22 protein-coding genes, 1 tRNA gene and 1 pseudogene are annotated in these 24,943 nt (G+C 70.2%); 16 read left to right on the forward strand and 8 right to left on the reverse strand.

What is annotated here, in order from left to right:
• Nucleotides 1-102 precede the first annotated feature (102 nt).
• The 4 genes from IEY56_RS00100 to IEY56_RS00115 are packed head-to-tail and all read left to right on the forward strand — an operon-like array spanning nt 103 to nt 3,634.
• A complete protein-coding gene (locus tag IEY56_RS00100) occupies nt 103-1,368 on the forward strand; it encodes a flavin-containing monooxygenase (protein WP_189034953.1) in 1,266 nt (421 codons plus the stop codon).
• 55 nt (nt 1,369-1,423) lie between these two features.
• The gene (locus IEY56_RS00105) at nt 1,424-1,840 is read left to right on the forward strand and encodes a RidA family protein (protein WP_189034954.1); all 417 of its coding nucleotides are present in this window, start codon (nt 1,424-1,426) and stop codon (nt 1,838-1,840) included.
• The gene (locus IEY56_RS00110; RefSeq protein WP_189034955.1) at nt 1,837-2,505 is read left to right on the forward strand and encodes a DUF1028 domain-containing protein; all 669 of its coding nucleotides are present in this window, start codon (nt 1,837-1,839) and stop codon (nt 2,503-2,505) included. Before IEY56_RS00105 ends, IEY56_RS00110 begins: the two co-directional genes overlap by 4 nt.
• Nucleotides 2,498-3,634, forward strand: coding sequence for a M20 family metallopeptidase (locus tag IEY56_RS00115; protein ID WP_189034956.1), 1,137 nt, complete (start codon nt 2,498-2,500; stop codon nt 3,632-3,634). The genes IEY56_RS00110 and IEY56_RS00115 overlap by 8 nt, the downstream gene beginning before the upstream one ends.
• Nucleotides 3,635-3,680: 46 nt before the next feature.
• Here IEY56_RS00115 and IEY56_RS00120 read toward each other — a convergent pair.
• Together IEY56_RS00120 and IEY56_RS00125 are read right to left on the reverse strand one after the other, a co-directional pair.
• Nucleotides 3,681-4,001: pseudogene (locus tag IEY56_RS00120) on the reverse strand (hypothetical protein); the annotation flags it as partial.
• Nucleotides 4,002-4,052: 51 nt separating this feature from the next.
• Complete coding sequence (locus IEY56_RS00125) at nt 4,053-4,709, reverse strand: TetR/AcrR family transcriptional regulator (protein ID WP_189034957.1); 657 nt, start codon at nt 4,707-4,709, stop codon at nt 4,053-4,055.
• 326 nt (nt 4,710-5,035) lie between these two features.
• Between IEY56_RS00125 and IEY56_RS00130 the strand changes: the two genes are divergently transcribed.
• The 3 genes from IEY56_RS00130 (at nt 5,036) to IEY56_RS00140 (ending at nt 9,499) form a co-directional block, all read left to right on the forward strand.
• A complete protein-coding gene (locus IEY56_RS00130) occupies nt 5,036-6,433 on the forward strand; it encodes an MFS transporter (protein ID WP_189034958.1) in 1,398 nt (465 codons plus the stop codon).
• Nucleotides 6,430-7,668 carry an FAD-dependent monooxygenase gene (locus IEY56_RS00135; RefSeq protein WP_189034959.1) on the forward strand — a complete coding sequence of 413 codons (1,239 nt, stop codon included), beginning with the start codon at nt 6,430-6,432 and terminating at the stop codon, nt 7,666-7,668. The genes IEY56_RS00130 and IEY56_RS00135 overlap by 4 nt, the downstream gene beginning before the upstream one ends.
• Nucleotides 7,669-8,194: 526 nt before the next feature.
• Nucleotides 8,195-9,499: a phospholipase D-like domain-containing protein gene (locus IEY56_RS00140; protein WP_189034960.1), complete on the forward strand. Its 1,305-nt coding sequence runs from the start codon at nt 8,195-8,197 to the stop codon at nt 9,497-9,499.
• 240 nt (nt 9,500-9,739) lie between these two features.
• Here IEY56_RS00140 and IEY56_RS00145 read toward each other — a convergent pair whose 3' ends face one another.
• Nucleotides 9,740-10,138: a DUF5997 family protein gene (locus IEY56_RS00145; RefSeq protein ID WP_189034961.1), complete on the reverse strand. Its 399-nt coding sequence runs from the start codon at nt 10,136-10,138 to the stop codon at nt 9,740-9,742.
• A gap of 58 nt (nt 10,139-10,196) precedes the next feature.
• On the opposite strand from IEY56_RS00145, the gene IEY56_RS00150 reads away from it, so the two are divergent.
• The 4 genes from IEY56_RS00150 (at nt 10,197) to IEY56_RS00165 (ending at nt 14,055) form a co-directional block, all read left to right on the forward strand.
• Nucleotides 10,197-10,958 (forward strand): LysR family substrate-binding domain-containing protein, encoded by a 762-nt coding sequence (locus IEY56_RS00150; RefSeq protein ID WP_189034962.1) that lies wholly within the window; start codon nt 10,197-10,199, stop codon nt 10,956-10,958.
• A gap of 451 nt (nt 10,959-11,409) precedes the next feature.
• Nucleotides 11,410-12,021: an RNA polymerase sigma factor gene (locus IEY56_RS00155; RefSeq protein ID WP_229711406.1), complete on the forward strand. Its 612-nt coding sequence runs from the start codon at nt 11,410-11,412 to the stop codon at nt 12,019-12,021.
• Nucleotide 12,022: 1 nt separating this feature from the next.
• Nucleotides 12,023-13,018 carry a CU044_5270 family protein gene (locus IEY56_RS00160; RefSeq protein ID WP_229711491.1) on the forward strand — a complete coding sequence of 332 codons (996 nt, stop codon included), beginning with the start codon at nt 12,023-12,025 and terminating at the stop codon, nt 13,016-13,018.
• Between the two features lie 107 nt (nt 13,019-13,125).
• A complete protein-coding gene (locus tag IEY56_RS00165) occupies nt 13,126-14,055 on the forward strand; it encodes a CU044_5270 family protein (protein WP_189034964.1) in 930 nt (309 codons plus the stop codon).
• Nucleotides 14,056-14,361: 306 nt separating this feature from the next.
• On the opposite strand, the gene IEY56_RS00170 is transcribed toward IEY56_RS00165, so the two are convergent.
• Nucleotides 14,362-15,411 carry a zinc-binding dehydrogenase gene (locus IEY56_RS00170; protein ID WP_189034965.1) on the reverse strand — a complete coding sequence of 350 codons (1,050 nt, stop codon included), beginning with the start codon at nt 15,409-15,411 and terminating at the stop codon, nt 14,362-14,364.
• Between the two features lie 88 nt (nt 15,412-15,499).
• On the opposite strand from IEY56_RS00170, the gene IEY56_RS00175 reads away from it, so the two are divergent.
• Together IEY56_RS00175 and IEY56_RS00180 are read left to right on the forward strand one after the other, a co-directional pair.
• Entirely contained in the window at nt 15,500-16,057 is a 558-nt protein-coding gene (locus IEY56_RS00175) for a TetR/AcrR family transcriptional regulator (protein ID WP_229711408.1), read from the forward strand.
• 304 nt (nt 16,058-16,361) lie between these two features.
• Nucleotides 16,362-16,823 (forward strand): MarR family winged helix-turn-helix transcriptional regulator, encoded by a 462-nt coding sequence (locus IEY56_RS00180; RefSeq protein ID WP_189034967.1) that lies wholly within the window; start codon nt 16,362-16,364, stop codon nt 16,821-16,823.
• Nucleotides 16,824-16,956: 133 nt separating this feature from the next.
• Here IEY56_RS00180 and IEY56_RS00185 read toward each other — a convergent pair whose 3' ends face one another.
• Both IEY56_RS00185 and IEY56_RS00190 read right to left on the reverse strand, forming a co-directional pair.
• Nucleotides 16,957-17,514, reverse strand: a complete 558-nt coding sequence (locus IEY56_RS00185; protein WP_189034968.1) for a carboxymuconolactone decarboxylase family protein — start codon at nt 17,512-17,514, stop codon at nt 16,957-16,959.
• Nucleotides 17,515-18,254: 740 nt separating this feature from the next.
• Complete coding sequence (locus tag IEY56_RS00190; RefSeq protein ID WP_189034969.1) at nt 18,255-19,007, reverse strand: class I SAM-dependent methyltransferase; 753 nt, start codon at nt 19,005-19,007, stop codon at nt 18,255-18,257.
• Nucleotides 19,008-19,131: 124 nt separating this feature from the next.
• On the opposite strand from IEY56_RS00190, the gene IEY56_RS00195 reads away from it, so the two are divergent.
• Nucleotides 19,132-20,061, forward strand: a complete 930-nt coding sequence (locus IEY56_RS00195) for a helix-turn-helix transcriptional regulator (protein ID WP_189034970.1) — start codon at nt 19,132-19,134, stop codon at nt 20,059-20,061.
• Nucleotides 20,062-20,523: 462 nt separating this feature from the next.
• On the opposite strand, the gene IEY56_RS00200 is transcribed toward IEY56_RS00195, so the two are convergent.
• A tRNA-Pro gene (locus IEY56_RS00200) sits at nt 20,524-20,597 on the reverse strand.
• Between the two features lie 183 nt (nt 20,598-20,780).
• Here IEY56_RS00200 and IEY56_RS00205 point away from each other — a divergent pair.
• Nucleotides 20,781-22,139 carry an NAD(P)/FAD-dependent oxidoreductase gene (locus IEY56_RS00205; RefSeq protein ID WP_189034971.1) on the forward strand — a complete coding sequence of 453 codons (1,359 nt, stop codon included), beginning with the start codon at nt 20,781-20,783 and terminating at the stop codon, nt 22,137-22,139.
• A gap of 348 nt (nt 22,140-22,487) precedes the next feature.
• Nucleotides 22,488-23,588 (forward strand): glycosyltransferase family 2 protein, encoded by a 1,101-nt coding sequence (locus IEY56_RS00210; RefSeq protein WP_189034972.1) that lies wholly within the window; start codon nt 22,488-22,490, stop codon nt 23,586-23,588.
• Here IEY56_RS00210 and IEY56_RS00215 read toward each other — a convergent pair.
• Nucleotides 23,522-24,850, reverse strand: a complete 1,329-nt coding sequence (locus IEY56_RS00215; protein WP_189034973.1) for a 4-hydroxybenzoate 3-monooxygenase — start codon at nt 24,848-24,850, stop codon at nt 23,522-23,524. The two genes, IEY56_RS00210 and IEY56_RS00215, sit on opposite strands and share 67 nt — an antisense overlap.
• Between the last annotated feature and the right edge of the window lie 93 nt (nt 24,851-24,943).

The following is a 24,943-nucleotide window of genomic DNA, read 5'->3' on the forward strand; positions in this document are numbered from 1 at the left end:
GCGCCGCCGATCTCGTTCCGTCCGGGGCCGTTCGCCGGAATGCGAAGCCACGCGGCCGGATCCGGCTCGCGGGCACAGCAGACGAAGTCAGTGGAGGTACGGATGTCGAGCACAGCGACGGAGGTTCTCGTCGTCGGCGGTGGCCAGGCCGGGATCGCGATGAGCGAGCACCTCGGCGCCTACGGCGTCCCGCACGTCGTCCTGGAGCGTGAACGCCTCGCGGAGCGGTGGCGTACGGCGCGGTGGGACTCCCTCGTGGCGAACGGCCCGGCGTGGCACGACCGCTTCCCGAACCTGGAGTTCCGGTGCGACCCCGACGCCTTCCCCACGAAGGACGAGGTGGCCGCCTACCTCGCCGAGTACGCGGAGAGGATCGGCGCTCCGATACGCAGCGGGGTAGAGGTCACCTCCGTCACCAAGAACATCGGCGAGCCCGGCTTCCGCGCGACGACGTCGGAGGGCACAGTCGACGCCCGCTACGTGGTGGCCGCGACGGGGCCCTTCCAGAAGCCGGTGATCCCGCCCGTCGTGCCGGGCTCGGCACGCGTCCACCAGATCCATTCCCACGACTACCACCATCCGGGCCAACTCCCGGACGGCGGCGTCCTCGTGGTCGGATCGGGGTCCTCCGGGGTGCAGATAGCCGACGAACTGCGGCGGGCGGGCCGGGAGGTCCACCTCGCCGTCAGCCCGCACGACAGGCCCCCGCGCCGCTACCGCGGCCGCGACTTCGTCTGGTGGCTCGGCGTCCTCAACAAGTGGGAGGCCGCGACCCCGCCCCAGGGCGCCCAGCACGTGACGATCGCGGTCAGCGGCGCACGCGGCGGCCACACCGTCGACTTCCGCGACCTCGCCGCAGAGGGCATCACACTGGTCGGCAGCGCCGAGTCGTGGGAGGACGGGAAGATCCGCTTCGCCCCGGACCTCGAGCACAACATCGCCCAGGGCGACCACAACCACCTGTCGCTACTGCGGGAGGCCGACGCCTACGTCGAGCGCAACGGGCTCGACCTGCCCGCCGAGCCGGAAGCCCACCGCCTCCGCCCCGCCCCGGAGTGCGTGACGAACCCGCTGCGCGAACTCGACCTCGCGGCGGCGAACGTCACCTCGATCGTCTGGGCCACCGGCTACACGCAGGACTTCGGCTGGCTGAAGGTCGACGCGTTCGACGAGCAGGGGCGTCCCCGGCACCGGCGGGGCATCTCCTCGGAGCCCGGCGTCTTCTTCCTCGGTCTGCCCTGGCAGTCACGACGGGGGTCGAGCTTCATCTGGGGCGTCTGGCACGACGCGAAGTTCCTCGCCGACCACATCATGATCCGCCGCTCCTACCGCGCCTACGGCTCCGTGGAGGAGCCCGCGGTCCTGTGAGCGGGGGAGCGGTTCCGCGTACCGTCCGGCAGCCCCGCGAGACTGGAGAACTCCCGTGAAGCACACCAGAATCCGCACCTTCAACACCAAGGACACCTACCCCGAGCAGAACCTCGACAACGACCTGTGCCAGGCCGTCGTCGCAGACGGCGTCGTATACCTGCGGGGCCAGATCGGGCAGGACCTCGAAACCGGCGAGAGCGTCGGCATCGGCGACGTCGAGGCGCAGGCGGAGAAGGCGATGGCGAACATCGCCATGCTGCTGGAGGAGGCGGGCGGCGAGCTCGAGGACGTCGTCAAGGTCGTCGTGTACCTCACCGACATCCGCTACCGCGAAGCCGTCTACCGCGTGATGGGGCGCTGGCTCAAGGGCGTCTTCCCCGTCTCGACCGGCATCGTGGTCGAGGCCCTCGCCCGCCCGGAGTGGCTCGTGGAGATCGACGCGACGGCGGTTCTCGGGGGGCGCGCATGACGTTCTCGATCCTGGCCAGGGACGGCTCCGGCGCCTTCGGCATGGCCGTGACCTCGTCCTCCCCGTGCGTGGCGGCTCGCTGCCTCCATCTGCGGTGCGGCGTGGGGGCCGTGGCCTCCCAGAACATCACCGACCCCCGCTTCGGCGACTGGCTCCTCGACAGGCTCGCCGAGGGGGACCCGGCCGGCGAGGCCCTGGCGAGGCTCCGCGAGCACGACGGCACGATGGACTACCGCCAGGTGGCCGTCGTCGCGGCGCAGGGCGCTCCGGCCGTGCACAGCGGCGGGCGGACCCTCGGCGTCCACCACGCGCGGACGTCGGACCACGCGGCGGCCGCCGGCAACCTGCTCGACAGCACCGGAGTCGTCGACGCGGTCCTGGAGGGATTCGAGTCCGCCGGCGGGGAGTTCGAGCAGAGGCTGCTCGCAGCGCTGGGCGCGGGTCTGGCGGCAGGCGGCGAAGCCGGCGACCTCCACTCGGCCGGCCTGGCGGTCGTACGCGACGCCGGCTGGCGCGAGACGGACCTCCGCGTCGACTGGAGCGGGACGCCCCTCGCCGATCTGGGCGCACTGCTGGACGTATGGCTGCCGCAGCGGCAGGACTACGTGACGCGAGGCATCGACCCCAGCACGGCCCCGGCGTACGGGGTGCCCGGCGATGAGTGACGTCAAGAGCCGCATCCAGGACGGCGTCGAAGCCGTCCGCGACGAACTGATCGCACTGTCGGAGGACTTGCACCGCCACCCGGAGACGGCCTGGGAAGAGGTCGAGTCCGCCGGGAAGGTGGCCGAGGTCCTCGGCCGCAACGGCTTCGAGATCACGCGGAACTTCGTCGGTCTTCCCACGGCCTTCCACGCCCGCCTCGGATCGGGAAGCCGGCGCATCGGCTTCATGGCCGAGTACGACGCCCTGCCGGGCATCGGGCACGCGTGCGGCCACAACCTGATCTCGGCGATGTCGGCGGGCGCGGCCATCGCCCTGGCCCGGCGAGCGGGCGAACTGGACCTCACCGTCGAGGTGTTCGGCACCCCTGCCGAGGAGGGCGGCGGCGGCAAGATCGAGATGCTCGACCGCGGCGCGTTCGAGGGGCTCGACTTCGCGATGATGGCCCACCCCGCCCCGGTGGACGTCGCCCGTGCCGCCCCCTTCGCGGTGTCGCACTCGGCCGTCCGCTACACGGGCAAGGCGGCGCACGCGGCGGCGTACCCCACCCATGGCCGGAACGCCGCGGACGCGTTCACCGTCGCGCAGGTCGCCATCGGGCTGCTGCGCCAGCAACTGCCCCCGAGCGTCCGCGTGCACGGCATCGTCACCTCGGGCGGGGAGGCGCCGAACGCCATCCCGCAGACGACCCGCGGGCGTTGGTACGTGCGGGCGAAGGACATGGCTGAACTCGCCGAGACCGAGGAGAAGGTGCGCCGCTGCTTCGAGGCCGGCGCCCTCGCCACCGGGTGCGAGCTGGAGATCGAGCCGGAGTCCCAGCCGTACTCCGACTTCCGCACCCATGAGGCCGCGTTGGAGCTGTACGAGCGGAACGCCGTGCGGCTGGGGCGCCGGCTCGTCACCGAGGGCGCCGAGATGCAGATGAGCCGCGCGTCGACCGACATGGGCAACGTCTCGCACGTCGTCCCCGCCATCCACCCCTACGTCGGGCTCGACTGCTTCCCGGTCCTCAACCACCAGAAGGAGTTCGCCGACCACTGCGTCGGTGAGGCCGCCGAACGCGCCATCACCGACGGTGCGACGGCGCTCGCCTGGACGGCGGCCGACCTGGCACAGCGCTGGATGAACTGACCCGACAGGACGGACGGGACGAGGCGGGCCGGCGGGCCCGGGAGTCTCAACTGCCCTGCCATGCCGCCATGTTGACCTTGACGCGAGTTTCACCAGAGGTGACCGGCCTGGTCGGCCTGCCGGGGAAGTCTCGGGCGGCCGACCAGACGGTGAGGTCGCGGGCGATCTCGTTGATGCCGGCCGCCGTGGTGACCTCGTGCTCGTCGCGGGAGGTGTCACGGCGGACGATCTCGTAGCCGCCTTCGTCCAGGACGGCCACTGAGGCGAACCACTCGGGGCCGTTCTCGTCGGGCTGGAGGACCACGAAGGTGTCGTCGGAGGCGTCGAGGTCGCTGATCATCATGAACAGCGCGTCCTCGGAGGGGTCAGGCGGTCATGACCTTCGCCGAGGCCGGCCGGCTCCAGGACCGACGTCACGTCACGCGCTGGCAGCCCTGGTCCGGTAGGCGCGGAGGAAGGTTCGCACTCCCTCGACGACGAGCGGCCGGACGCGGGCGTCCTCCACCGCGTTCGCCGAACCGAGCCTGTCCATCGCGACGCCGAACGTCAGCGCGATGAACTGGTCGGCTGCGAGCCGGGGGTCGGGGACGTCGAGCAGGCCGGCCTCGCCGAGGGCGGCGAACTGCTCGGCCAGCGCCTCGTCCGGGGTTTCGGCCATGGAGTTGTAGCCCCTTCGCGGCAGGTGGCCGGATTCCGCACGGACGAGGCGTTGCAACGTCGCGTACTCCGCCGAGCCGAGCATGTCGGTCGCGATGCGCATCGAGAACGTGACCAGGACGTCCTCGAGCCGGTCCTCCGCGCCGGCTGCGCCGGAGAGGCCGGCGAGGGTGTCGTCCAGGGTGCGCCGGATGGTGCTGATCAGTGACTGGCCGACGGTGTCGACGACTGCCAGCAGCAGCGTCCGCTTGTCGCCGAAGTAGTCGTAGACCGTCCGCTTGGAGACCCCTGCCCGGGCGGCGACCGCGTCGACGCTGGACCGGTCGAAGCCGTCGGCGAGGAACAGTTCCCGGGCCGCGGAGAGGATCGCGGCCCGCTTCGCAGCGGATCCCTCGCGCAGTGTCTTCGTGGTCGGCATGACGGCATCTTAGCCGTTCTACACTGCACGGTGTAGTGTAATAATGGCTTCGGTGCACCGGCCCTGCCGTCGTTCCGCCTGTCGGAGCCTGCAAGCGCACCCACGAGACCGCCCTTCCGGCCCCGTCCCGATTCCGTACTCCGCATCCATTCCGAAGGACGACGGACGAGGGACTCGGCCGTCCACGAAGCACGAAGCGCCGAAGACCAAGCACACCGCGCCACGCGTCGACGACGACGCGTGTGTCCGTACCAGGCACGGCGAGACGGCAGCGCCCCACGCGGGCGCGCCACGTCCACGCCCGGCCATCGAAGGAAGGAACGCCCATGACCGTGACTCTGGCTCCGCCCGCCCGTATCAGTAAGGTTCCCGTCGCGGCGCTCGGCCTGCTGGCGGTCGCCACCGGCGCCCTGGAGTCGGTGGTGACGCCGACGCTCCCGCTCCTGCAACGCGAGCTGCGAATGAGCCACGCCGAAGGCGCGTTACTGAGCATCGTGCTCCTCATCACCGGTGCACTCATCACCCCCGTCGCGGGCAAGCTCGGCGACCGGTACGGCGGGAAGCGCGTCCTGATCCGCCTGATGGCGGTGGTCTGCGCCGGCGGTCTGGTGTCAGCCCTCGCGCCGAACCTTCCGGTACTGCTGCTCGGTCAGGTACTGCAGGGAGCGATGGTGGGCGCGCTGCCGCTGTCGTTCATCCTGGTCCGCGACCATCTCCCCGCGGGAGAGGCGAAGGTGGCCATCGGGGTCGTCAGCGGTCTGTTCGTGGGCGGCGGGATGGCGGGAACGCTGTCGGCCGGACCCGTGGCCGAAGGGCTCTCCCGGCACTGGATGTTCGCGCTCCCGACCATCGCGGTCGTCGCTGCCACCGTGCTCGTGGGCAGGCTGATGCCGCACGACCGGCCGGGCCGCTCGCACGAGGCGGGCATCGACTGGCCGGGCCTCGGCCTCCTGAGCGGGACGCTGGTCACGCTCATGCTCCTGCTCGCGCTGGCGCCCGACATGGCCTCGCAGCCGCTCGTCCTCGGCGCCCTCGTCGTCGTCCTGGCCGGGTTCGCGACAGCGTGGACAGCCGTCGAGCGCCGTGCGGCCTCGCCGATGGTCGACCTGCGCATGCTGGCGCGCCCAGAGGTGTGGAAGTCGTGCGTACTCACGTTCGTGATCTGCGTCGGTACCTCGGTGGCGGTCTATCTCGTCCCGCAGCTCTTCGCGGTGTCCGCCGACGCCTACGGCTTCGGGGCCAGCGCCACCGAGATCGGCTTCTTCCTGCTGCCCGGCGCCGTGGCCGCGTCACTGGCCGGTCCGCTCGGCGGGCTCGGGGCCCGGCGCCTCGGCTCACGCGCCGTGGTCGTCGCCGGGGTCGTCATCATGGTCACCGCTCTGCTCGCGCTGGCCGCCGTACACACAGAGATCTGGCACCTCGTCGTCGGCAAGATGTTCATAGCCCTCGCCAACGGCCTGTGCGTCACGGCGATGGTGACCAGTACCGCCACGAACGTCGGCCAGGGTGACACCGGCATCGCCACGAGCCTGGTCCTCGTGACCCGCGTGGTCGGCTTCGCCGTGGGCGTGCAGATCAGCGGGGCGATCCTCACCGCCGGCACGCCTGCCGGGTCGGACGTCCCGGCGGAATCCGCCTTCGTCACCGGCTTCGCCGTCGCAGGGGCCGTCACGGCGCTCTCCCTGCTCGTCACCCGCACCATGCGCAAGGGAGCCGAGCGATGACCCGCAACGGTCCGACGGAAGGCACGCGTACGCCACGGGGGCGCGAGGTCCTGGTGTCCGGTGCCGGAGTCGCGGGACTCGCTCTCGCGTACTGGCTGCGCCGTCACGGGTTCCTCGTGACGGTGGTCGAGAAGGCGGGGTCCCCGCGGCGCGGGGGGTACCCGGTCGACGTGCGCGGCACCGCACTCGAGGTGGTCCGGAGGATGGGCGTCCTGCCGCCGCTGCGGGCCGCGCACATCGAACTGCGCCGTCTGACCTTCCTCGCAGGCGACGGCGGCGAGATCGCCTCGGTCGAGCCGCAACTGCTCACCGGCGGCGTCGCCGGCGAGGACCTGGAGGTGCGGCGCGGGGACCTCGCCTCCGCGCTGTACGCGGCCGTCGCCGACGACGTGGAGATGCAGTACGGCGACCGCATCGAGGCCCTCCAGGACTCCGGCCACGGGGTCGACGTCACCTTCCGCGGGGGCGGCAGGCGCACCTTCGACCTGGTGATCGGGGCCGACGGGCTGCACTCGCACACCCGCGAGCTGGTGTTCGGGCCTGAGGAGGACTTCCACCGGTACCTCGGCTACTGCTTCGCCGGATTCACCCTGCCCAACACCTTCGGGCTCTCCCGCGAGACGGTGCTGTGGAACGAACCGGGCAGGGCCGCCGCGCTCTACGCGGTGGAGGAGGGGGACGACGTGCACGCCCTCCTGAACTTCTCCCGTCCGGAACCGCCGTTCGGCGCGTTCCGGCATCCGGAAGCCCAACGGGACCTCGTCGCCGGGGTCTTCGCCGGAGCGGGATGGGAGGTCCCGGGACTGCTCGCCGCCATGCGCGACGCGGACGACCTGTTCTTCGACACCGTCAGCCAGATCCGCATGCCCCGCTGGTCCAAAGGCAGGGTCGCCCTCGTGGGCGATGCCGCGTTCGCGCCCTCATTCCTCACGGGGCAGGGCTCCAGCCTCGCGCTCGTCGGGGCGTACATGCTCGCCGGCTCGCTCGCCGGAAGGGGCCACGAGGCGGCGTTCGCCGCCTACGAGAACAGCACCCGGGAGTTCGTCACCCTGAACCAGGACCTCGTCGGCGAGGGCGGCGCCGCGCTCTTCCCGGCCACCGCCCGGGACTTGGAGCACCGCAACGCCATGCTGCGGGATCTGCCGGCGGCGCCGTCCGCACAGGGACGGCCGGCCCACTCGGCCCTCGCCCTGCCCGAGTTCGGCTCCGCGGCGTCCGCAGGACGCACGAGCTGAGGCGGCCGGTCACCGGTGGTCGGGCTGGGCGTCCGGTCCGGGCCCGTCGCCGGTGACCTCGGCGCGCTCACCGCGCAGCCCGGCCGGACCGCCCGGACCGGCTGAGCACCGGCGTCGCGGGTGCGCAACCCGCCCAGCAAGCCCCCGCCTGCCCGGCCGCCGGCACCGCTCGGCCCCCCCCCGACGGCTCCTCCCGCGGCGAGGCCGGTTCGTCCAGAGGCCCGCCCCGCGCCTCCTCGTCGGCGGCCACGCCCGGCTACAGAACCGGCCAAGGGGAAGTGAGCGATAACGGATTGATTACCCCGATTGTGTGACAACTGCTATGTCACGTTTCGGACCTCCCTGCAACCATTCCAAGTTCCTACATGTCGCAAGTGGTGGTACATCGGTCAACCAACCCTGAGGTCATGGGAGGTTCCTTGCTTTTCCGCTCGAACCGGTCAGCATCCGGGTCCCAGCCGCCGCAGCCCGGCGGCCCTCTGACGACCCGACCGGTCACCGTCGACAGCTCGGCGAAAGGCCGCCCGTGAAGCGAACGATCACCTTGATCATCGCGCTGATCGTCACCATGCTGCCGGTGACGACGGCGCACGCCGCCGTCAAGAAGGCCAGACCGCCGCTCAGTTGCGAGTCTCGGACGTTCACCTCGAGCCCGGGGCCGCGCTTCAACGATCCCGAGGACCCCGGCGCCCAGATGAAGATCATGGGTCCGATCATCGAGTCCATCGACAGCGCCAGCTGCGGGCAGACCATCCGCGTCGCCATGTACTCGATCAGCAACGCACAGCCGGGCCCGGACTTCGCCGACGCCCTGATAGCCGCCCATCAGCGCGGCGTCATCGTCAAAGCGCTGATGGACGTCCACAGCGACAACGCGGTCTGGCAGTCGCTGGTCGACGAGCTGGGCAACGACCCGCGGGCCTCCAGCTTCGCCGCGATGTGCCCGGGCGGCTGCCTCACCCACTTCCGCGGCTCGTCCCTGCACGCGAAGTACTACATGCTCAGCGGAGGGAGCGACGCGAACAGGACCGTGACGGTCAGCAGCGCCAACCCCACCTCCGCGCAGGCCAGTACGGCGTGGAACAGCAGCGCCACCGTCAAGGGCAACGTCGCCCTGTACAACTCCTACGTCCGGCACTTCGCCGCCATGGCCAAAGGCGCCCTGAACGGCCCGGGCCCGCTGTCGCCCGACTACTACAACTCCAGCAGCGGCAAGGCCGCCAGGAAGCTGTCGCCGCCCTCCTACCAGTGGCCCAAGGCACGGGCCAAGAGCGACACCTGGGTCGACTTCCTCGGCAACATCAAGGCACCGGCCACCGTCAACATCGCCATGTTCCAGTGGACTTCGCACGGGAAGCCGGGCGACCGCAACTACCTGGAGCTGCCGAAGAAGCTGGTGAGCCTGGCCCGTACCGGCGTGAAATTCCACATCCTGATCACCGCCGGCCAGGTCGACGACAGCGTGCAGGACTACCTGAAGAACCGGTCGAACATCTACGTCCACGACACCACCCGCGGCACCGACGGGAACGGCTACGCCCGGCACTACACGCACGACAAGTACATGATGGTCAGCGGCACTTACGCGGGAAAGCCCAACTCGAAACTCGTGTTCGTGGGTTCCGCGAACTGGACGAGCAACGGCGTCTGGCACAACGACGAGTCGGACCTGAAGCTGGTCGGCAGGACCGACTACGACACGTTCATGACGGACTGGCAGAACCAGTACGAGCGCTGCTGCGGGACCGCGGGACGGCAGATGAAGGCCGAGGAGCGCGCTGAGAACGTGGCGCGGGAGATTCCCGTCGACCCCCGGCAGGCCCGGGAGTAGGCGGCTCCGCCGGACAGCGACGGGGAGCCGGTGTCCGACGTCGAGAAGCTCCTGGCAGACGGCCGAAGGGTCATGGGGCCCGAGGGCCTTGGCCGTCGCCGAGAGCTTCTCGACGTGCTCACCGAAGCCGGCGCCGGGAGGCCCGTCCCGGCCCTGACTTCTGGCACTGCGGCGGACGCCGGCACCCGAGGCCGGAGTCGACGGCCCGGAATGTTCACCCCGGCGTCGCGGTCAGCGGGTTCATCCGCTCCGTTCCGCCTGCTCCTTCGCCTTGTTCTTCTCCTTGATGCGCGCCGCTTCCTTGCGCACCTCGGCCTGGGTGGCGCGTTCCCGCGTCAGCCACTCGGGGGGTTCCTTCTTCAGAGCTTCGATCTGCTCGGTGGTGAGGGGGTCGGTGACCCCGCCCCGCGCGAGGCCCGAGGTGGAGACACCCAGCTTCGCGGCCACAACCTGGCGGGGGTGCGGCCCGTTGCGGCGAAGTGTCACCAGCCACTCCGGAGGTTCGGCTTGCAGCGCGTTCAGCTCGCTGCGCGAGACGACACCCTCCTGGAACTCCGGGGGCGTGGCCTCGAGGTACACACCCAGCTTCTTCGCCGCCGTCGCGGGCTTCATGGTCTGGGAGTTCTGGCGCGACGTCATGGTGTCCAGGGTATCGAGTGGGCGCCGGGCTTCTGACCACGGTCGGTAACCTGGCGTTGTGACCAGCTCTGACGCATCCTCCTCGTTCCGGGTCGCCTACGTGCCGGGCGTGACGCCGACGAAGTGGGTGCGCGTCTGGAACGAGCGGCTGCCCGGCGTTCCGCTCACTCTCGTCGCGGTGAGCGCCGCGGAAGCGTCGGACGTGCTGCGGGACGGCGGCGCCGACGCGGGCTTCGTACGGCTGCCGGTCGACCGCGCGTACTTCAGCGCCATCCCCCTCTACACCGAGACGACGGTGGTCGTGGTTCCCAAGGACCACGAGATGACGGTGCTCGACGAGGTGACGACCGGGGATCTGGCCGACGACATCGTGCTGCATCCCCTCGACGACACCCTGGACTGGGAGCGTCCGCCGGGCCGGCCGGCGATCGAGCGGCCCGCCACGACGAAGGACGCGGTCGAACTGGTGGCGGCGGGAGTGGGCCTGCTCGTCGTCCCGCAGTCGCTCGCCCGTCTGCATCACCGCAGGGATCTCACGTACCGGCCGGTCACGGACGCCCCGCAGTCACGCGTCGCGCTGTCGTGGCCGGAGGAGGCGACCACCGACATGGTCGAGGACTTCATCGGGATCGTCCGGGGGCGGACCGTCAACAGCACGCGGGGGCGCGTAGCACCAGCGGCACAGCCGAAGCGCGCGTCCACGGGCAAGACGCAGGGCACGTCCGCCAAGACGCAGGGCAAGTCCGCGGGGAGAAACCCACGCCGGGCTACCGGTGGCCCTCGGGGCCACAAGCGCCGCGGGCCTCGCCGCCGGTCTTGACGGGGACTCCGCGCGCCTGATCGGACCCGGACCCCGGGTGGGGCCGTGGTCTTCCGGGAGGTCTGCTACGGCGTGGTGCCGGTGTGTGCCTCACTCCGGGCGGATCAGCCGGGTCCCGTAGGCGAAGACCACGGCCTGTACGCGGTCGTCAGCTCCAGCTTCGTGAGGACGCGGTTCAGATGCGTCTTGACGGCTCGCACGCCGGAGCCGGCGGACCGCCGCCGGTCCTCGTCCACCGCCGCAGAGCCGCAGAGCCGCAGAACCGCCGCGAGCTGCGGGCGTCTTCCCCGGCTCACGCCCCGGACGGCGGCGGGGGCCGTTCGCCGGACGCCGGGAGGAGCCCTCGGCGAAAGTGTCCGGGCGAAAGCGTGAACTCGACCCGTGCCTCGTGCGGAGTGGGAGTGACCGGGCTCGGTATTCGCCCGGCGAGGCGAGACGAACGGAGCCCGATGTGACAGCGCCCTCCCAGGTGGAGCGCCGGCCGGATCCCACGGAGGACTCGGCCCTGGTGCAGGCGTCACAGGCCGATCCGCAGCGGTTCGCCGAGCTGTACGACCGGCATGCGCCGGACATTCACAGATACGTGGCACGGCGCCTCGGGGAGAGCGCAGCGGACGACGTCGTGGCAGAGACCTTCCTCGTGGCCTTCCGCCGGCGGGACCGCTTCGACCCGTCCCGCGGCGCGGCCCGGCCGTGGCTGTACGGGATAGCCAGCAACTTGATCGCCGGACACCGCCGTTCGGAGGTCATGCAGTACCGCGTGCTGGCGAAGACCGCGGTCGACCCGGTGGTCGAGGGCCACCACGACCGCGCGGACAGCCGGGTGGCCGCGGCCGCCGTGGCCCGCCAGCTGGGTGCGGCTCTGGCCCGTCTCACCAAAGGCGACCGCGACGTACTGCTGCTGGTCGCGTGGGAGTCGCTGACCTACGACGAAGTGGCGCAGGCGCTCCGCATCCCCATCGGGACAGTGCGCTCCCGACTGAACCGGGCTCGCAAGAAGGTCCGGAAAGCGCTCGGTGGAGTCGATCCCACCGCGGCAAGCGAGGAGTTCACACGTGGATGAGATGACACCGCTGCGGCGTATGCGGGCCGAGATCCCGCGCCCCGGCGCGGATCGGCTGGCCACGGGCCGGGAGCGGCTCCAGGCCGCGATCGACGACGAAGCCGCCGCAGCCGGCACGGAGCTGCGACGACCGATCATCACAGGGGGATTCATGAACGGCACGAAGGAGAGCTCGCGCGATCCCGTACGCAGACGGCGAGTGCTGAGCGTCGCGGTGGCCGCCGCGGCGGCCGTCGCCGTCGCCGCCACCGCGGTCGTCACCGACAACATCGGCGAGAAGCCGGACGGTTCGGCGGACGTGGCGCGTCCGAAGAGCACGCACGCGGAGGGGGTGCTCCTCAGGGCGGCGGAAGAGGCACGCAGGGGCCCGCAGCCCGAAATCCCTCGGGACGACCAGTTCGTCTACACCAAGGACGTCACCGAGGAGACCGACCGCAAGACCGGCAAGAGCAAGACCCACACGGACGAGAGCTGGAACTCGGTCGACGGCTCGAAGCACTCGTGGAACGTCCATCTCGGGGAGGGAAATTGGACCAACCCGAACGAGGACGGCGTCCGGCCGCCGATGTACGACTGGAGCGAGCTGAAGAAACTCCCCACGGACCCGGTGAAGCTCGTTCTCAAACTGTGCAGCCCGGTCGATCCGCCGCTGAAGCCGAAGTCACTGAATGGAGTGAGCAAGGAGGAGTGGAGGGACCTCCACATGCAGCTGGAGGGGATCGTGCTGCGGGCGCCGGTGATACCCAAGGAGCTGCGGGCCACTGCCTTCGAAGCGCTCGCCATGGTCCCCGGGATCAAGGCCAAGCCGATGAAGGACGCCGAGGGCCGCCCCGCGGTCGGGGTCTGGGCCGAGAACGCGCTTTTCGAGGACAGTCTGCTCGTCCTCGGCAAGGACAGCCACAAGGTCGTCGGGCACACGGGCGTCCGTGGTCAGTACGACCAGTTCTCGCACACGGAGGAGTACGCGATCGTCGACAAGCTCAAGCAGAGGCCGTGAGGCCGGCAGAACCGGTCGGCGGGCACTCACGGCGCACGGGGGCCGTGGGTGCCGCCAACGACTCGGTGAGCCGGGCCGATTCGAATCGATCAGTGACGGAGGGAATCATGCGTGACATCAGGATCTCAGGCGGCAGCGGGCACGACTCCGGGGGTTTCCGTCACCGCAGGAAGCTGCTGACCGTCGTGCTGGCCGCTACGGCGGCGGTCGCCGTCACCGCCACCGTCGCTGTCGCCGTCGACTACGGCGACGGGAACGGCAGTTCGGCGTCGGCGGCCTCGGGCGCCTCCGACGCGCAGGGTCGCGGCGAGGGCAAGCGGGAGGTCGACGCGGCGAAGGTCCTCCGCGCCGCCGCGGACCGCCTCCGGGAGGAGGAGAAGGACGCGAAGACCGACGTTCCCCGCGACGACCAGTTCATCTACACCGAGAACATCGTCAAGGAGACCGACCGCAAGACCGGAAAGACCGATGTCAGACCGGCCGAGAACTGGGATTCAGTGGACCGCCGCAAGCGCGGGTGGGTGAACGAGATAGGCGGCAAGGGCTGGTCGGTCCCGCCGCTGGGAAGGCAGGAGTCCACGTGGCCGCCTCCCGGCTGGGAGGCGCGGGAGAAACTCCCCAAGGACCCGGAGGAGTTGATCCTCTACTTGGCGAAGGGCCACACCGGGGGAAAGAAGCCGAAGTCCCTCGACGAGATCGACGAATTCGAGTGGATGCAACTCCAGTTCTCGCTGAAGGGCCTGGCCACGAGCCCGGTGGAGCCCAAGGGGCTGCGGCCCGCCGCATTCGACGCCCTCGCGAAGGTTCCCGGAATGAGGGCCACGGCAGGCGTGAAGGACGGCGAGGGAAATCCGTCTGTGGGGGTCTGGTTCGACTACAAATTCAACAAGGACCAGAAGCTCGTCCTCGACGAGGACAGCCACGAATACCTCGGAGACAGGGCGATTCGCACCACGCTGAACAAGAAGAAGAGCTACGACCAGTTCATCCACATCGACGACTTCGGCGTCGTCGACGAGGTCAAGCAGCGGCCCTGACCTCCACTGCCGACCGGCACACATGAGGCAGGCGGCGCCACCGGAGCCCCCGGTGGCGCCGCCGTGTTCCGCCCCGGACCTACCGCCGGCAGCAGGTCCGAGGCGGCCTGCACCGTCAGACGCCGCCGGGGCGTGCCGCGGTCGGGGCCGGGACGCCCTTCCGCGCGACGGCCAATCGACCGGCGCCGCCGACCGCGGGGGATGGTGACGCTGGACAGCTCTGCGACGTCCAGCTCCGCGGCGTCCTCATCTGCGACGTCCTCGACGATGACGCCGAAGGACGCCGACACCCTGTGAACCGCGCCCTCAGGGATTCATGATGATCTTTCCCACGTGCCCCCTGCGGGCGAGCTCCTCCTGCGCCTGCGCCGCCTGCTCCAGCGGGAAGGCCGCGGCGACGACGGGGTGGATCTCGGCCCTGCGGGCCAGGTCCATGAGCATGTCGAAGTGAGTGGGCGTGTGCATCGCGGAGCCGATCACCTGCCCGTTGTGCAGGTAGAGGCGGCGCACATCGAACGTCACCTCGTACCCGCCGAGTGCCCCGGCGATGACCCATCGGCCGCCTTCCCGCAGCAGCGGCAGCCCCTCGCCCACCAGGTCGCCGGCGACGACGTCGAGGGCGACATCGACGCCCTCAGGGGCGGCGTCGTGAATCTGCGCGGCGATGTCCCGTGCGCGGTCGAGGACTTCGTGTGCACCTGCCTCGCGCACCGAACCGATCTTCGATCCGCTGCTGATGGCGAGCACCTTCGCGCCGCGCGCGCGGGCGATCTGCACGAGGGCGATGCCGACGCCGCCGGACGCTCCCGAGACCAGTACGGTCTCCCCTTCCGCCAGCCGGCCGCGCTCGATCATGCCGAGCGCCGTGCCGTAGGCGGTCGGCAGCGTCGCGAGCTGGTCGTCCGTGAGCGGGGAGTCCGTCACGTCGTGCACGCGCTCGGCCGGTGCGGACACGTACTCGGCGTAGCCGCCGTCGCGTTCGCTCCCCATGAGGCCCACCGGGTTCGCATGCGGGCCCTGGCCGTCGTAGATCGCCGGGTCGACCACCACCCGACGACCCACGAGGCCCCCGTCCGTGCCGGCGCCGACGGCCACGACCTGGCCGGCCACGTCGGCGCCCTGGATCCGCGGGAATTCGATGGGGCCTCGCCATCCCGACAGTGCGGTCGGGTCTCCCGGGCGGCCGTACGCGCCCTCGCGGGTCCACAGGTCGGTGTTGTTCAGCGCGACCGCGCTGACTCGAACGAGCACTTCACCGGTCTGCGGCGCGGGCACTGCCACCTCCGCAGGCTCGAGAACCTCCGGCCCGCCGTGCTCTGCGATCCGCACCGCTCGCATGGTCTCGGGTACGCGCATCGTCTGAACCTCCTCGTAGGTATACTGGTCTGTGAATCTGACGGTACACCGATCTGTGAAGGGTGTCCGAATGCAGGATGAGCCGCCCATGACACCGGCCGGCCGTCGCATCGTGACGGCTGCTGAGGAGCTTTTCTACGACCGCGGGATCACGTCGGTCGGTGTGGACCTGATCGCCGAGTACTCAGGGGTGACCAAGCGGACCCTCTACAACCAGTTCGGTTCGAAAGACCACCTCGTGGCGGTCTACCTCGCGGAGCGCGACAAGCGCTGGCGGTCGCGGGTCCGCGAGACCGTCGACGGCTGCGACGACCCCGCCGAAGCCGTCACCGCCCCCTTCGAAACGCTGCGGACCTGGAGCGAGGCCAATACCCGCGGATGCGCGTTCATCAACGCACTCGCCGAACTTCCGGACCCCTCACACCCCGCGCACCGCATCGCCGCGGACCAGAAGCACTGGCTGCTGACCCTGTTCAAGGAGCTCGCCACGGCTGCGGGATGCGCGGACGCCGACACCCTCGCCACCCGGCTCCTCGTACTGCACGAGGGTGCCCTCGCCACGCAGCCGCTCCCACTCGACACACTGCCGGTGAGCACCGACCTGGCACGCGCCCTGGTCCGAGCGAGCACAGCGCCCGGGCGGTAGGCCGAAGTCGCGTTCTGGCGCCTACCAATCCAGAACCCTTCGGCTTTCGAGACGAAAGGCATAGAGGCACCCCCAGGCCGCGCTCCTGCACCACACCGGGAACTGCTGACGCGGCCGGGGAGCGGCTCGGATCGGAGACTCGCAGTGCTGGCGGCGGTGGTACCTGCTGGCGATCTGTGCCCCGTCGACTGCTCTGTGCGCCGCGCGGTCCTTGAGTCTCCCACCACCCGGTACGGCAGCAGCCGTTGGCCGAACGGCCCGTAACATGAGGGGCCGACAGCCACGCGGGAGTGCCTCTTTCACCATGTCCTCCTCACGCCCCGGAAACCAGCTGCCGTTCCTCCTTCTGGCCACGTTCCGCAGCCTCATAGACGAGTTGCACGTACGCCTCGCCGAGCGGGGGCATCCGGACCTCCGGCCCTCGCACGGTTTTGCCATTCAGATGGTGAGCAGGGGCGGCAGCGTGTCGGACCTGGGCAGACGTCTCGGCGTGTCCAAGCAGGCCGCCAGCAAGACCGTCGCCGGACTGGAGGGGCTGGGCTATGCCCGTCGGGTCGCGAGCGTCACCGACCAGCGCCAGGTCGAAGTGCAGTTGACCCCGCGCGGCGTCGAGGCGCTGACCCTCTCGGGAGAGATCCTCAACGAGCTTCGTGAGGAGTGCGCCGCTGTCGTGGGTGAGCGGGAGATGGCCACGGTGGAGGACGCGTTGGCACGACTGGGCCCCCACGACGCGACGGAGCAGTTCCTCGGCTGGCTCGGTACCTGAAGCTGGCGCGCGGCCCCTTCTCGAGGCAAGCGGATGCCTGACGGCAGCGAGCAGTAACGTCCGCGCGTGCCGCATCGCGTCCACGCGCGACCGAGCGACCTGCAGCGGCAAGTAGGGAGACCGATGTGGGGAGTCAGTGGCCGGGGTGCCACTCGAACGCCTCGAAGGGCTCGTCCAGCGGCGCCTCGGTCATACGGTTCGCGTACGTCGAGATGGTGTACACGCCCAGGCCCAGCACGACCTCGAGAGCGTTGCGCCGCGTGAAGCCGGCCTTCAGGAAGGTCTCCATCTCCTCCGGCTCGACGTGCCCGTGCCCCTTCACGACCGCGGTGGTGAACAGCCGCATCGCCTCGAGTCTGGCGTCCTGAAGCGGCTTGCCTGTACGCAGTGCCTCGATCACGGCATCGTCGGTGCCGGAGCGAGCCAGCATGGACGAGTGCATGGCCACGCAGTAGTGGCACTCCACCCTGGCGGCCAGGGTGAGGATCAGCACCTCTCGTTCGAGCTGGCTCAGTGTGGTCTTGTTGAACACGCCGTTGCCGGTGATGAACGTTTCGAGCAGCTCGGGCGACTCCGCCATGAAGGAGACAGGCGCAGGCAGGAAGCCGAAGCCCTTACTGGTCCGCTCGAGGATGGGCCGGGAGGCTTCGGGAGCCGACTCGGCATCGTGACGTGTGAACTGGGGCGCCATCGGTTTCCTCTCGATTGTGGGACGGGCGCGGAAGCTCGCCGCTGGGGACGGAGCAGATCCGTGGGCGGGGGTCGTGGCAGCCGGGGCAGTTCCTCGGTGGGTCTTCCTGGAGCAGGTGGCTGGGTGGCCGGCACCGAGCCGAACAGGCCGCTCGGCCACAGCTGTTCGGCGAGGAGCGCGGAGGGATCGTCGGCCGTCGTCAGGCCGTCGCTCCGGCGACCCCGCTGTGCCGCCTCACCGGCGTGCGCGGCGTCTCCCACTCCGCTCTCCCGCGCCAACGCCCGACAGCGAGGCCGGAGTTGACGCGCTGAAACCGTCCCAGGCCGACATGGGTCGCGGCCCATGGCGACCACTTCGGCGTCGACCCCGCTGACCTTGGGGCCGTCCCGCGACAGTGCGTCAAGCAGTTCGTTGAGGTCTGCGCAGGTCGACGACTGACACCCCCTCCCCGTTAGTCAACTTGGTTGACGGTATCACGGTGAGTGTTGCGCAACCCCGGCCTCTCTCGGGGCAGTTGGCGGCTGCCAGAGGGCAACTGCGGGGCGTGACAGCTGCGTAAGCCGGGCGTCGGGCGCGGTGACCGCAATCCAGCGCCGCTGCCGGCGACTTCGCGCGCGTCGATGCGCTCTGCCGAAAAGGCAGTACAGGTGCTCATCGGTGACGCTTGAAAGAGCTGATCGAGGCGGCCCCGGAGCGCCTCTGCCGGGCGTCGCCGTCCAGAGTCGGCCCGGGCGAAATGCTCAAGGACGTGTTGCCTGCACGAAGGTGACCCGGCCGAACCTGAGATGGGCGTGCGCGACTTCCCGGGCGTCGCCGAACCCGGCCCCGGCCAGCAGTGCGACGAGGTCGTCGCCGTGATCGCGGGCCACGACCGGGCTTCGCGCCACCCGAGAACGCCCGAGGCGGGGCAGGTGACGGAAGGAGCGGATCACCCCGTGCTCCTTGCTCTGGCCGCGCTCGGACGAGCCGCCGTGCTCGCCGTGCGAGGCGGGGCCGGCGAGGTCGGCGATGGTGACCGTTCCTCCCGGCCGGAGGACGCGAAGCGCCTCGCGCGCGAACCCTGTCCGTCCCTCGTCGTCGACGTGGTGCAGGGCCAACGACGAGATCACGTGATCGAGCGACGCGTCCTCGGAGGGAAGCCGGTCGGCGTATCCCTGGACGAGGGTGAGAGGCAGACCGTGGCGGCGCGCCTTGCGCACAGCCCTGCGCAGCGCTTGTCCGTCGGGGTCGAGACCAGTCACCAGAGCGCCCGGCTGAGCCGCGAGCACGGTCAGCGACAGATTGGCCGTGCCGCACCCGACGTCGACCACCGCCTGGCCGGCTCCGACGTCCGCGAGCTCGGCCACCCTCTCGTGCAGGGCACGGACCCGGGCCACCCGCGAGAAGACGTCGTAGAGCGGGAGCAGCCAGGTCTTTCCCATGCCGGGCAGAAACGGGCGGTCCCGCTCCTCGGGGGTGCGCTGATCGAAGATCCGTACGCCGTTCGTCGTCATGGGCCCTCCTGTGGCCTGGGTGGCGGGTCTGCGGGTCACCTCGGGGGTCCCCGGGCAAACCCGGTGCCGGTACTCCCAGTCTTGGACATCCTGTGGTCAACCAGCAGGATGTACGTTGGCTCGTATGGCACATTCTTCGGTCACGGAGGCACCAGGAGCTGCCTCGGCGCTGCGGAGGGTGCGATCGGACGGAACGCCGGTCTACCGCTACCGGCAGCGGCCCGGCGCGCCGCCTGTCTCGGTGGCCCGCTTCGATGCCGCGGCCGCACACGCCGACCTGCCGCCCGACCACCGGCACGTCCACGACTTCCTCGTCCTGCTCCATGTCGAGGAAGGCACGGGCTTCTTCACCCTCGACGGAGCCGAACGGCGGCTGCACGCGGGCGAGGTCCACGCCGTGGCGCCCGGGCAGGTCATCGGTGTGTCTGCGTCGCAGCTCGCCGACTGCCGGGCCTGGTCGGTCGCGTTCACGCCGGACGCCGTCCCCGCGCTGGCATCGGTCTCCCCGCTGACCTGGGCACACCACCCGCTGCTCGCCCTGTTCACGCCCGGCGCGGGCTGCGGGCGGGTTGACGGGCCCGACCGGGAGAGTTGGTCGACCTGGATGGCGGACCTGGCCGACGAAGTCGCCGACCCGGACCGTCTCGGTGCCCACGAGGCCGTCGCCGCACTCCTCACCCGGATCCTGGTAGCCGCCGCGCGACTGGCACCGTCCGCGCCAGGCACGCCGGGCCCCCTTCTCGAGCGGGTCTTCGCCGAGATCGAGAAACGATTCCGCGAACCCGTCACCGCCACGGACATCGCCCGCGCACTCGGCTACACCCCGGGCCACCTCACGACCGTCCTACGCCGCCGCACCGGCCGCCCACTGCTGGAATGGATCACCGAACGCCGCATGACCGAGGTCCGGCGCATGCTGCGGGAGACCGAGCTGCCGCTGGACGCCGTTGCCGCCCGAACCGGCCTCCGCGACGCCACCTACCTCGTCCGCCGCTTCCGGGCCCGCTACGGCATCACCCCGCAACGATGGCGCCGCACCCTGACCGCCCCCTGACGACGGCCGACGGAACTACTCCGGGCTCTCGCTGAACCGCCGGCGAGCAGCGTCGATCAGGCTCACAGCACGGAGCCGCCGCCCGATACGACAAGCCAACAGGCCACGCCGGACGGACAGTTACCCCTCACGACCTGATCGTGCAAGCCCGAGCCCATCCTGCTGCGGGTAGCCGGGTGCGGCAAGCGCCCAGGCCTGTCACTTGCCCCGCTCGGCGACGTGGAGGTCAGCTGCCCTTGTCAGAAACTGCCGGGACGCTTTCTGAATCAGCCATGATCACAGGCGCCGGAACCTTGCAGCCGCTGGACAGCGACCCGCCGCCGGTCGCGAGACAGCCGATCCGCAATGCCTGAAGGCGGGTTCGGACGGGCTGGGGGATCTGCTGGGCGAAACTGGGAGAAACAAGCCCGCAGCATGAAGAAGAGGCACCCCGTAGGATGCCTCTCACCTGCTAATTCTCTGTCGGGACGGCGGGATTTGAACCCACGACCCCTTGACCCCCAGTCAAGTGCGCTACCAAACTGCGCCACGTCCCGGTGCTCGTCGGTCCGGGGCTTTGCCCCTCGCCGCTCGCGCACAAAGAACAATACATGACGTCCGAGGGTGCTCGCGCACCCCTTCCGTGGCCGGTGGGGGCGCCCGGGGGCGGGTTTGGTGATCGGGGCGGCGGGAACTGCGGGCAGGGTCCGCGTAGGTCCCCGAGGTCTGGAGTACCGACCGTGAGCCGGTCCCGCATAGTCATCGTCGGAGCCGGATTCGCCGGCTATCAGGCAGCACGGACGCTCTCCCGGAAGTACCGCGGAGTGGCAGAGGTCGTACTGGTGAATCCGAACGACTACTTTCTGTATCTGCCTCTGCTGCCCGAGGTCTCCGCCGGCGTGCTGGAGCCGCGGCGGGTGTCCGTTTCGCTGGCGGGGACGCTGCGGGGCGTGCGCCTGGTGCTGGGCGAGGTCGATGGTGTCGACCTGGCGTCGAGGAAGATCACTTACGTCGATCCGGAGGGCGAGGCCCGCGAGCTGGGCTACGACCGTCTCGTGCTGACCGTCGGCAGCGTCAACAAGCTGCTTCCCATTCCGGGTGTGGCCGAGCACGCGCACGGTTTCCGGGGCATGCCGGAGGCGCTGTACCTGCGTGACCACATCTCGCGGCAGATCGCGATGGCCGCGTCGTCCGACGACCCCGCCGAGCGGGACGCCCGGTGCACCTTCGTGGTGGTCGGCGCGGGGTATACGGGTACCGAAGTCGCGGCGCACGGCAAGCTGTTCACCGATTCGCTCGCGAGGCAGCACAGGCGGGCCGGCAACGGGCTGCCCGGAGACAAGCAGCCGCGGTGGATGCTGCTCGACGTCGCGCCCCGCGTGCTTCCGGGGCTCGACGAGCGGTTGTCGAAGACCGCGCACCGGGTGCTGGCGAAGCGCGGTGTCGACGTCCGTACGGGGACGTCCGTGAAGGAGGCCACGAGCGAGGGGGTGCTCCTCGACGACGGCGAGTTCGTCAGGACCGAGTCCCTGATCTGGTGTGTGGGTGTGCGGCCGGATCCGCTGGTCGAGGAGATGGGTCTGCCTTCGGAGAAGGGGCGGCTCTGCGTCGACGAGTACCTCCAAGTGCCGGACCACCCCGAGGTGTTCGCGTGCGGTGACGCCGCCGCGGTTCCGGACCTCACGAAGCCCGGTGAGTACACGCCGATGACGGCGCAGCATGCCGTACGGCAGGGCAAGGTCGTGGCGCGCAACGTCGCCGCGTCGCTGGGTACCGGGGAGCGGCGCCCGTACAAGCACCACGACATGGGGTTCACGGTCGATCTCGGTGGCGTGCAGGCGGCGGCCAACCCTCTGGGGGTGCCTCTGTCGGGGCCGGTGGCCAACGCGGTGATGCGCGGCTACCACCTGGCGTCGCTGCCGGGCAACAGGGTGCGTGTCGCGGCGGATTGGCTGCTGGACGCGGTGCTGCCGAGGCAGGCGGTGCAGCTGGGTCTGGTGAGGTCCTGGTCCGTGCCTCTGGAGTCGGCGTCGCCCGAGGTGGCGTCGCACCCCTACGAACCGCGGGGCGGATCTTCCGGGACTGCCAGTTCCGCTTGAGGTCTCGGAGCCGTCCCGGAGCCAGGGTGCGGCCCGCCTTCGCCGTATCAGGGGCCCGGGCCGCAGCTGGGGGGTGAGGGCTCTGTCCACAGATCGCGCTCCATCCACAGAAAGTAACGGGTCACGACGGAAAGTGACACGTGTCGGCTAGCTTCTCCATACCGCTGGCGAACGTCGCCGGGAGGGACGGAGAAGGGGGATGCCCATGCACGGGGGACTGCCCGTCATCGGGGTCAGTGTGCTGGTGTACGGGGTCGTCGGCGCCCTGGTCATAGGGCGCGACGCCCTGAACCGGTGCTTCCGCGGGCAGGGGCGCCGGAGGCGCGGCGGAGGACGGGGGGTGACGCCATGCGCAGCAGCGTCACAGTGATCGTCCCCGCTCATGACGAGGAAGAGGGGCTGCCCGCGACCCTTGAATCGGTGCTCAAGCAGACAGTGCCACCGGAGCAGGTGATCGTCGTGGACGACGCCTCCGGTGACGGCACGGGCGACGTGGCCCGCGGCTACGGCGTGCAGGTCCTGCGCCCTCCCCAGAACCTCGGCAGCAAGGCACGAGCGCAGAACTACGCGCTGCCGCACTGCACATCGGAGCTCGTGCTCGCGGTGGACGCCGACACAGTCCTGGCCCAGGACTACATCGAGCGGATCGTCCCGGCGTTCGACGATCCGGCCGTCGTGGTCGCGGCGGGCAACGTGCAGACGCGCTTCGCGAGGACGGTGTGGGAGCGGGGCCGCTCAGTGGAGTACCTCTTCGGCTTCCACTGGCACCGCCCGATCCAGCAACGGGCGAACAGCCCCATGGTGTGCTCGGGTTGCTGCTCGGTCTTCCGCAGGGAGGTGCTGGTCGGATTCGGCGGTTTCCCGGAGCGGACCATCGTGGAGGACATGGACTTCACCTGGTCGCAGCAGATCGCGGGGCGGCGTGCGCGGTACGTCGGCGAGGCCGTCGCGTGGGCGGCGGACCCGGAGACCCTGCTGTACCTGCGCAAGCAGGTCTGGCGCTGGATGGCGGGCTTCTGCCAGAACGTGCGCCTGCACACGGGGCAGTTGATCCGGCGCAAACCGATACTCGCGGTCTGGGTGCTGCTGGCGATGCTGGAGATCCTGACCGCACCGCTGTGGTGGAGCGCGCCGGTCGTGCTGACGGTCTGGCTGGGGCACGGCGTGGTGCCCACGCTGCTGTGGTGGCTGAGCGCGGAGCTGGTCTTCACGCTGCCACCGCTCATCTACGCCGCCCGAAAACGCAGACTCAAGCTGCGTGAGGTGCTGCTGAACATCCCCTGCGTCTACCCCGCCAAGCTCGTGAACCTCTGGTACGCGTGGAAGGCCGTCGCCGTGGAGCTCGTCCTCGTACCACTGCGCCTCTCCGAGGGGCTGACCGTCTACGAGAAGGGACGCGGGCCGGCAGCACCGTCGCCGGTGCTGTCGAGCAGAGCGAGCCCGGCGTAGTTCTCCGCCAGTTCGGCGGCCGCGGTGCGGGAGGAGGCGATGCGCTCCAGCTGTGCGAGCTGGAGGTGGGTGTCGAAGGGGGACTGGTCCGGAGCGTTGTGGAGGGTCGTCGTCATGAAGTAGGAGAAGTGCTCGGCCCGCCAGACGCTTCGCAGCCGGCGGGCTGAGTAGGTCTCGAGAGCGTCGGTGTCGCCGGAGGCCTGGTGTCGTGCGAAGGCGTCGGCCAGCACGGCGACGTCGGCGACCGCGAGGTTGAGGCCCTTGGCGCCGGTGGGCGGCACGATGTGCGCTGCGTCCCCGGCGAGGAAGAGCCTTCCGTGCTGCATGGGTTCGGTGACGCTGCTGCGCATGGGCAGCACCGCCTTGGAGGTGATGGCCCCGCGGTTGAGTCGCCAGTTCGGGTCGCTCGCGAGGGCGAACCGGGTGTCTAGCTCGTCCCAGATCCGCTCGTCCGGCCAGTCGTCCGGATCCGTCCCGTTCGGCACCTGGAGATAGAGGCGGCTGACGGTGGGGGACCGCATGCTGTGCAGCGCGAACCCGCGGGGCGAGTGCGCGTAGATCAGCTCCTCGCAGGAAGGCGGCGCGTCGGCGAGGACACCGAGCCAGGAATGGGGGTATTCGCGCTCGTAGGTACGGGCGACGGAGGCGGGCAGCGCCGCGCGCGAGACGCCGTGGAAGCCGTCGCAGCCGACGACGAAGTCGCAGTGCAGGACGCGTTCTTCGCCTCCGTAGGAGTACCGCACCGCGGGCTGCGTGGTGGGGCTGGAGAAGACCGTCCTGTGCTCAGCGGAGTCCGCCTCTTGGCCTGCGGCGATGCCGTCGACGGTGTGCACCTCTGCATCGAAGAGCAGGGGCGAGGTGTCCTGAAGCTCGGCGAGATGGAGGGAGATGAGGTCTTTGACGATTTCGGTCTGCGCGTAGATGGTCACGCGGCGGCCGTCGGCGAGTGACGGGAAGTCGATGTGGTGTGCGCGGCCGGCGAAGCGCAGTTCGATGCCGTCGTGCACGAGCCCTTCCCGGTCCATCCGTTCGCCCGCTCCGCATCCGCGGAGGACGTCGACTGTGGTCTGCTCCAGCATTCCCGCCCGCTGGCGATGCTCCGCGTACGCGCGGTCGCGGCTCTCCAGTACGACGCTGGCGATGTCGGCCTGGTGCAGCAGCCGGGCGAGCAGCAGACCGGCTGGTCCGGCGCCGATGATGGCGACGGTGGTCTCGTGCGGCACGTGCGCGGGGGCGGCTTGCGTTCGCGTTCCGTCCGTCATCAACGAACGGCTCCGCCTGTCGTGTGCTTGTCTGTCCCGCTCAGGTGTTCGTGGTGCATGCGGTGATCGTCTCAACCGGACGGCGGTCTGACC

The sequence above is a fragment of the Streptomyces daqingensis genome (genome assembly GCF_014645895.1).
Lineage (GTDB): Bacteria > Actinomycetota > Actinomycetes > Streptomycetales > Streptomycetaceae > Streptomyces > Streptomyces daqingensis.

Coding starts and splice junctions, on each gene's coding strand:
- IEY56_RS00100 (WP_189034953.1), top strand. CDS start 103: ATGTCGAGCACAGCGACGGAGGTTCTCGTCGTCGGCGGTGGCCAGGCC.
- IEY56_RS00110 (WP_189034955.1), top strand. CDS start 1,837: ATGACGTTCTCGATCCTGGCCAGGGACGGCTCCGGCGCCTTCGGCATG.
- IEY56_RS00115 (WP_189034956.1), top strand. CDS start 2,498: ATGAGTGACGTCAAGAGCCGCATCCAGGACGGCGTCGAAGCCGTCCGC.
- IEY56_RS00125 (WP_189034957.1), bottom strand. CDS start 4,709: ATGCCGACCACGAAGACACTGCGCGAGGGATCCGCTGCGAAGCGGGCC.
- IEY56_RS00130 (WP_189034958.1), top strand. CDS start 5,036: ATGACCGTGACTCTGGCTCCGCCCGCCCGTATCAGTAAGGTTCCCGTC.
- IEY56_RS00135 (WP_189034959.1), top strand. CDS start 6,430: ATGACCCGCAACGGTCCGACGGAAGGCACGCGTACGCCACGGGGGCGC.
- IEY56_RS00145 (WP_189034961.1), bottom strand. CDS start 10,138: ATGACGTCGCGCCAGAACTCCCAGACCATGAAGCCCGCGACGGCGGCG.
- IEY56_RS00160 (WP_229711491.1), top strand. CDS start 12,023: ATGACACCGCTGCGGCGTATGCGGGCCGAGATCCCGCGCCCCGGCGCG.
- IEY56_RS00165 (WP_189034964.1), top strand. CDS start 13,126: ATGCGTGACATCAGGATCTCAGGCGGCAGCGGGCACGACTCCGGGGGT.
- IEY56_RS00170 (WP_189034965.1), bottom strand. CDS start 15,411: ATGCGCGTACCCGAGACCATGCGAGCGGTGCGGATCGCAGAGCACGGC.
- IEY56_RS00175 (WP_229711408.1), top strand. CDS start 15,500: ATGACACCGGCCGGCCGTCGCATCGTGACGGCTGCTGAGGAGCTTTTC.
- IEY56_RS00180 (WP_189034967.1), top strand. CDS start 16,362: ATGTCCTCCTCACGCCCCGGAAACCAGCTGCCGTTCCTCCTTCTGGCC.
- IEY56_RS00185 (WP_189034968.1), bottom strand. CDS start 17,514: ATGGCGCCCCAGTTCACACGTCACGATGCCGAGTCGGCTCCCGAAGCC.
- IEY56_RS00190 (WP_189034969.1), bottom strand. CDS start 19,007: ATGACGACGAACGGCGTACGGATCTTCGATCAGCGCACCCCCGAGGAG.
- IEY56_RS00195 (WP_189034970.1), top strand. CDS start 19,132: ATGGCACATTCTTCGGTCACGGAGGCACCAGGAGCTGCCTCGGCGCTG.
- IEY56_RS00210 (WP_189034972.1), top strand. CDS start 22,488: ATGCGCAGCAGCGTCACAGTGATCGTCCCCGCTCATGACGAGGAAGAG.
- IEY56_RS00215 (WP_189034973.1), bottom strand. CDS start 24,850: ATGACGGACGGAACGCGAACGCAAGCCGCCCCCGCGCACGTGCCGCAC.